Source organism: Microbacterium sp., from assembly GCF_031988965.1.
Taxonomy (GTDB): domain Bacteria; phylum Actinomycetota; class Actinomycetes; order Actinomycetales; family Microbacteriaceae; genus Microbacterium.
This window is the reverse complement of record NZ_DALZXX010000130.1, coordinates 1-4,946: the sequence shown is the minus strand read 5'-3', so window position 1 is coordinate 4,946 and position 4,946 is coordinate 1. Positions and strand designations below refer to the sequence as shown.

Sequence of the window (4,946 nt, the reverse complement as noted above, 5' to 3'; positions counted from 1 at the left end):
CTCGACGAAGTCCGACCCCGAGATGGAGTAGAAGGGCGCGCCCGCCTCACCGGCGACGGCGCGGGCCAGCAGGGTCTTTCCGGTTCCGGGAGGGCCGTACAGCAGCACGCCCTTCGGGATGCGGGCGCCGATGGCCTGGAACTTGGCGGGGTCCTGCAGGAACTCCTTGATCTCGTGGAGCTCCTCGATCGCCTCGTCGGCGCCGGCGACGTCGGCGAAGGTGACCGTCGGGGTCTCCTTGTTGACGAGCTTGGCCTTGGACTTGCCGAACTGCATGACCTTGCCGCCACCGCCCTGCATCGACGACAGCAGCCACCAGAACAGCAGGCCGAGCAGCACGAGCGGAAGAAGAAGGGAGAGGATGCCGTCGAACCAGGTCGCCCGCGGCACGGCGTCGTTGAAGCCGTCCTTCGGGTCGGCGGTGTTGATCGCCTTCACGACCTCGTCCGCGCGGGCCTCGACGTAGTAGAACTGCACGTTCTCTGAGCCCTCGAACGCCTTCGACAGCGTCATGTCGACACGCTGGTCGCCGTCGGTCGTGACGACCTCGGTGACCGTCTCGCCGGAGAGCAGCTCGAGGCCCTCCTGCGTCGTGATCTGCTTCGGCGCGCCGAGGTTCGAGATCAGCAGGAAGCCGCCGAACAGCAGCAGACCGATCAGAGCGACGTAGATCAGCGGGTTCCGCGTGAGCTTCTTGACATCCATGGTCGGATCAGCGTATCGCGCGGGCGCTAGGTGCCTGCTGTGCGTTCACCCACGGCGTATCGGCACGCCGGCCCGAGTCAGCTGTAGACGTGCGGCGCCAGCACCGCGACGTCGCGCAGGTTGCGGTAGCGCTCGTCGTAGTCGAGGCCGTACCCGACCACGAAGTCGGTGGGGATGTCGAAGCCCACGTACTTGCAGTCGATGACGACCTTGGCGGCCTCGGGCTTGCGCAGCAGCGCGAGCACCTCGATCGATTCTGCGCCACGGGACTCGAAGTTCTCGAGCAGCCAGCTGAGGGTCAGGCCCGAGTCGATGATGTCTTCGACGATCAGCACGTGCTTGCCGTTGAGGTCGGTGTCGAGGTCCTTGCGGATCTGCACCACACCGCTCGACTTGGTGCTCGCTCCGTAGCTCGACACCGCCATCCAGTCCATCGGCGCGTGGAAGGGCAGCGCGCGAGCGAAGTCGGCCATGACCATGACCGCGCCCTTCAGCACGCCGACGAGGATGAGCTCCTTGCCCTCGTAGTCGACGGCGACCTGCGCTGCCAGCTCGTCGAGCTTCGCGATGATCTCCTCCTCGGTGACGAGGATCTGGGCAAGGTCGTCCTGGATTTCCGCGGCGCGCATGGATCGATTTTAGGTGACGCGCGCCCATGCTCCCACACAGGATCCGCAGATCGGCAACCAGAATTCCGGGTGCGCCTCCGGCATCCGCACTACTCTGAGCCGTGAGACGGGCGGATGCCCCTGACGGAAGGAATCTCCATGGCTCTTGACGACATCCTGAAGCAGGTGCCGATCGACGACATCGCCGCGAAGCTCGGCGTCTCCCCCGAGGTCGCGAAGGCCGGAGTCGAGCAGGGCGGTGCGGTGCTGCTCGGCGGCCTCGCGAAGAACGCCTCCACGTCGGAGGGCTCGTCCGCGATCGAGAACGCGCTGAAGCGTCACGAGGGCAAGGCCGGTGCCTCGAAGGTCGACGAGATCGATCAGGCCGACGGCGGCAAGATCGTCTCGCACATCCTCGGCGCCGACGAGAAGAAGGTGACCGAGAAGCTCACCGAATCGAAGGAGACCGCCGGCATCGACTTCGGCAAGCTCCTGCCGATCCTCGCGCCGATCGTGATGGGCCTCATCGCGAACGCGACCAAAGACAAGAGCACGAAGACCGAGACCGCAGAGACGCAGTCCGGCGGCGGCGGTATCGGCGACGTGATCGGCGGGCTGCTCGGCGGCGGCAACTCGTCGGGCGGCGGCGGAATCGGTGACCTGCTCGGCGGATTGCTCGGCGGCGGCAAGTCGTCGGGCGGGGGCGGAATCGGCGACCTGCTCGGCGGCCTCCTCGGCGGCGGCAAGAAGTAACCGCGAACGGAGCACGTTCGCCGAAGGGCACGTTTCGTCTCGCTCGGCTCCGCCGCGCTCGCTCAACGACCAGCACCACCCGACCCGGTCGTCGAGCGAGGGAAGCGAGACGAACGTCGCGACTCAGCGCGCCGTGAAGACGATGCGTCCGCCCTGTCGCACGGCGGCGCACGCGGGCAGGTCGATCGGCCCCTGCCCCGACCAGTCCGTCACGAGGCGTGCGACCTCGAGGGTCTGCAGTCGCGTCAGGCTCACGCCGAACTCGCTGTCGACGACGAGCCGGATGATCCGGTTGCGCAGTGCGGCCGGATTGGCGGCGAGGGCCGCGACACTGACAGAGATGCCGGCCTCGGCGTGCTCGACGATGTCTTCGATGGTCTCGTGGATCATCTCGTCGAATGCCTCGGCATCCTCCCGAAGCTGCTCAGCCGTGCGCGCGAGCGCCTCGGCGATGCCCGGCCCGAGCTCGGACTCGAGCACCGGCAGCACACGGTCGCGCACTCGGACGCGCGCGAAACGCTCCTCCGAGTTGTGGGGATCGTCCCAGACGTCGAGATCGGATGCCGCGCAGAACGCGCGCGTCGTCTCGCGCCGCACGCCGAGCAGCGGCCGGATCCAGCGCACTCCGTCGTCGTCCTCGCGCACCGGAGCCATGCCCTGCAGGCTGGCAGCTCCGGATCCGCGGGCGAGGCCGAGAAGCACGGTCTCGGCCTGGTCGTCGAGCGTGTGGCCGAGAAGCACGGCCGCTGCGCCCGCATCCGCCGCGGCGTCCTTCAGGACTCGATACCGCGCGTCCCGAGCGGCCGCCTCCGGTCCGCCGTCGACCCCGACGTCGACCCGGACGATGAGGGCATCGAGTCCGAGTCCTGCAGCCGTCTTCGCGGCGCGCGCGGCGACGGCATCCGAGTCGTCCTGCAGCCCGTGGTCGACCGTCAGCGAGCCTGCACGCAGACCGAGCTTCGGCGCCTCGAACGCGGTCGCGGCGGCGAGCGCGAGAGAGTCGGCTCCCCCGGAGAGGGCGACGATCACCGTCGATCCCTGGGGAAGATCGGTGAGCGCGGTGCGCACGGCGAGGCGGATCTCGGCGATGACGGGTGAGAGCGAGGGCACAGCTCCACGGTAGATCACCGGGCGAGATCTGCACCAAGCGGTCGCGCCGGCAGCCCGCACAGCTCTAACCTGACGACGTGGAAGATCAAGCCGACCAGGAAGTCGGGAACGGGCGATTCAGGACCGAGCGCTTCAAAGCTTTCGTCGACGCGGTCGTGGCGATCGCGATGACGCTGCTGATCCTGCCGCTCATGGAGTCGGTGTCAGACGCGGCGACGGACAAGCTCAGCACGGGAGAGTTCTTCGTCGAGCACTCCGGGCAGCTGCTGAGCTTCGGCCTCAGCTTCGTGCTCATCGCGACGTTCTGGATGGGGCACCACCGCCAGTACCGCGACGTGGAGTGGATCACGACGCCGCTGCTGTGGATCAACATCGCATGGATGGCGACCATCGTCTGGCTTCCGGTGCCGACCGCGATGATCGGCCAGATGGACACGGACGCTCTGCAGCCGGTCGTCTATATCGGCACGCTGATCCTCACACAGCTCACCACTCTCGCCGGCTGGGTCTACCTGCTGCGCCGCCCCGAACTGACCACGACGCCGGCCGCCGTCGTGCGCCGTGGGATCACCGGCGACCTGGCCGCGGTCATCCTCTTCCTGATCGCGATGGCGCTCTCGGTCTGCGTCACCCCGGTCGGATACGCGGGACTGCTGATCCTGCTTCTCACCGGGGTCGTGACCAAGCTCCTGAACCGCGCATCCGGGGTCGTCCGCCGGCCCGGCTAGGCTAGTGCGCGGCATCCAACCGTCATTCTGAGGAGCACACGCATGGGCGCACACGACGCCGTCATCGAGATCCCGCGCGGCAGCCGCGTGAAGTACGAGGTCGACCACGAGACCGGACGAGTGCACCTCGACCGCGTGCTCTACACGACCTTCGGGTACCCGGCCGACTACGGCTACTTCGACAACACCCTCGGCGAGGACGGCGACCCGCTCGACGTGCTCGTGCTGCTCGACCACGCCATCTACCCGGGCGTCGTCGTCGAGGTGCGCCCCGTCGCCGTGCTCAAGATGAGCGACGAGGCCGGCGGAGACGACAAGCTCGTCGCCGTGCTCTCGAAGGACCCGCGCTGGGCCCACATCCAGGACATCGGAGACATCGCCGAGTACACGAAGAAGGAGATCGCGCACTTCTTCGAGCACTACAAGGACCTCGAGCCCAACAAGTGGGTCAAGGTCGACGAGTGGGGCGACGCCGCTGAGGCGCAGCGCATCCTCGACGAGGCGATCGTCCGCTTCGGCGAGCAGGGCCACTGACACAGCATCCGCCGGGCCATAGAGCCCGACGCACGAGACCCCCGGTTCCGCTCAGCGGCCGGGGGTCTCGTGCATGCAGGCGGGGTTCTCAGACCGAGATGCCGCGACCCGCGAGGAAGTCGATGGGGTTGGTGTACGCGCCGTTGATGTAGACCTCGAAGTGCAGGTGGCAGCCGACGGATGCACCGGTGTTGCCGGCGTAGGCGATGACCTGACCCGCGCCGACCCACTGCCCGCTGCGCACGTTGAATCCGCCGGGCTTGATGTGCGCGTAGCCGGTCGCGACGCCGCCGCCGTGCTGGATGCGGATGTAGTTGCCGTAGTTGCCGTTGGGGCCCGCGTAATCGACGGTTCCCGACTGTGCGGCGAAGATCGCGGCGCCGCAGCCGTTGGCGAGGTCGACTCCGTAGTGGAACGCCGAGCAGGCCGGGCACGGACGCGGACGCGAGCCATAGCCGGCGCTGCGGTAGCCGCCCTGCGGTCGAACCCATCCCCCGGTGCCGGCCTG

At 68.0% G+C, this 4,946-nt stretch carries 7 protein-coding genes; 3 read left to right on the top strand and 4 right to left on the bottom strand.

Features of this window, described 5'->3' with window-relative positions; translation table 11 throughout:
* Together RTM68_RS15340 and hpt are read right to left on the bottom strand one after the other, a co-directional pair.
* Positions 1–705 (bottom strand): AAA family ATPase (locus RTM68_RS15340; RefSeq protein WP_312172527.1); only part of this gene is annotated, 705 nt, incomplete at its 3' end.
* Between the two features lie 77 nt (positions 706–782).
* Entirely contained in the window at positions 783–1,334 is a 552-nt protein-coding gene (hpt, locus tag RTM68_RS15335; protein WP_194762702.1) for a hypoxanthine phosphoribosyltransferase, read from the bottom strand.
* A gap of 138 nt (positions 1,335–1,472) precedes the next feature.
* Here hpt and RTM68_RS15330 point away from each other — a divergent pair, with 138 nt between their 5' ends.
* Entirely contained in the window at positions 1,473–2,066 is a 594-nt protein-coding gene (locus RTM68_RS15330; RefSeq protein ID WP_312172525.1) for a DUF937 domain-containing protein, read from the top strand.
* Positions 2,067–2,189: 123 nt separating this feature from the next.
* On the opposite strand, the gene tilS is transcribed toward RTM68_RS15330, so the two are convergent.
* Positions 2,190–3,176: a tRNA lysidine(34) synthetase TilS gene (gene tilS, locus RTM68_RS15325; protein ID WP_312172523.1), complete on the bottom strand. Its 987-nt coding sequence runs from the start codon at positions 3,174–3,176 to the stop codon at positions 2,190–2,192.
* 77 nt (positions 3,177–3,253) lie between these two features.
* Between tilS and RTM68_RS15320 the strand changes: the two genes are divergently transcribed.
* A complete protein-coding gene (locus RTM68_RS15320) occupies positions 3,254–3,904 on the top strand; it encodes a TMEM175 family protein (protein ID WP_312172521.1) in 651 nt (216 codons plus the stop codon).
* Between the two features lie 42 nt (positions 3,905–3,946).
* Positions 3,947–4,438 (top strand): inorganic diphosphatase, encoded by a 492-nt coding sequence (locus RTM68_RS15315; protein WP_060926386.1) that lies wholly within the window; start codon positions 3,947–3,949, stop codon positions 4,436–4,438.
* Positions 4,439–4,526: 88 nt separating this feature from the next.
* On the opposite strand, the gene RTM68_RS15310 is transcribed toward RTM68_RS15315, so the two are convergent.
* Positions 4,527–4,946 (bottom strand): M23 family metallopeptidase (locus tag RTM68_RS15310; protein WP_312172517.1); only part of this gene is annotated, 420 nt, incomplete at its 5' end.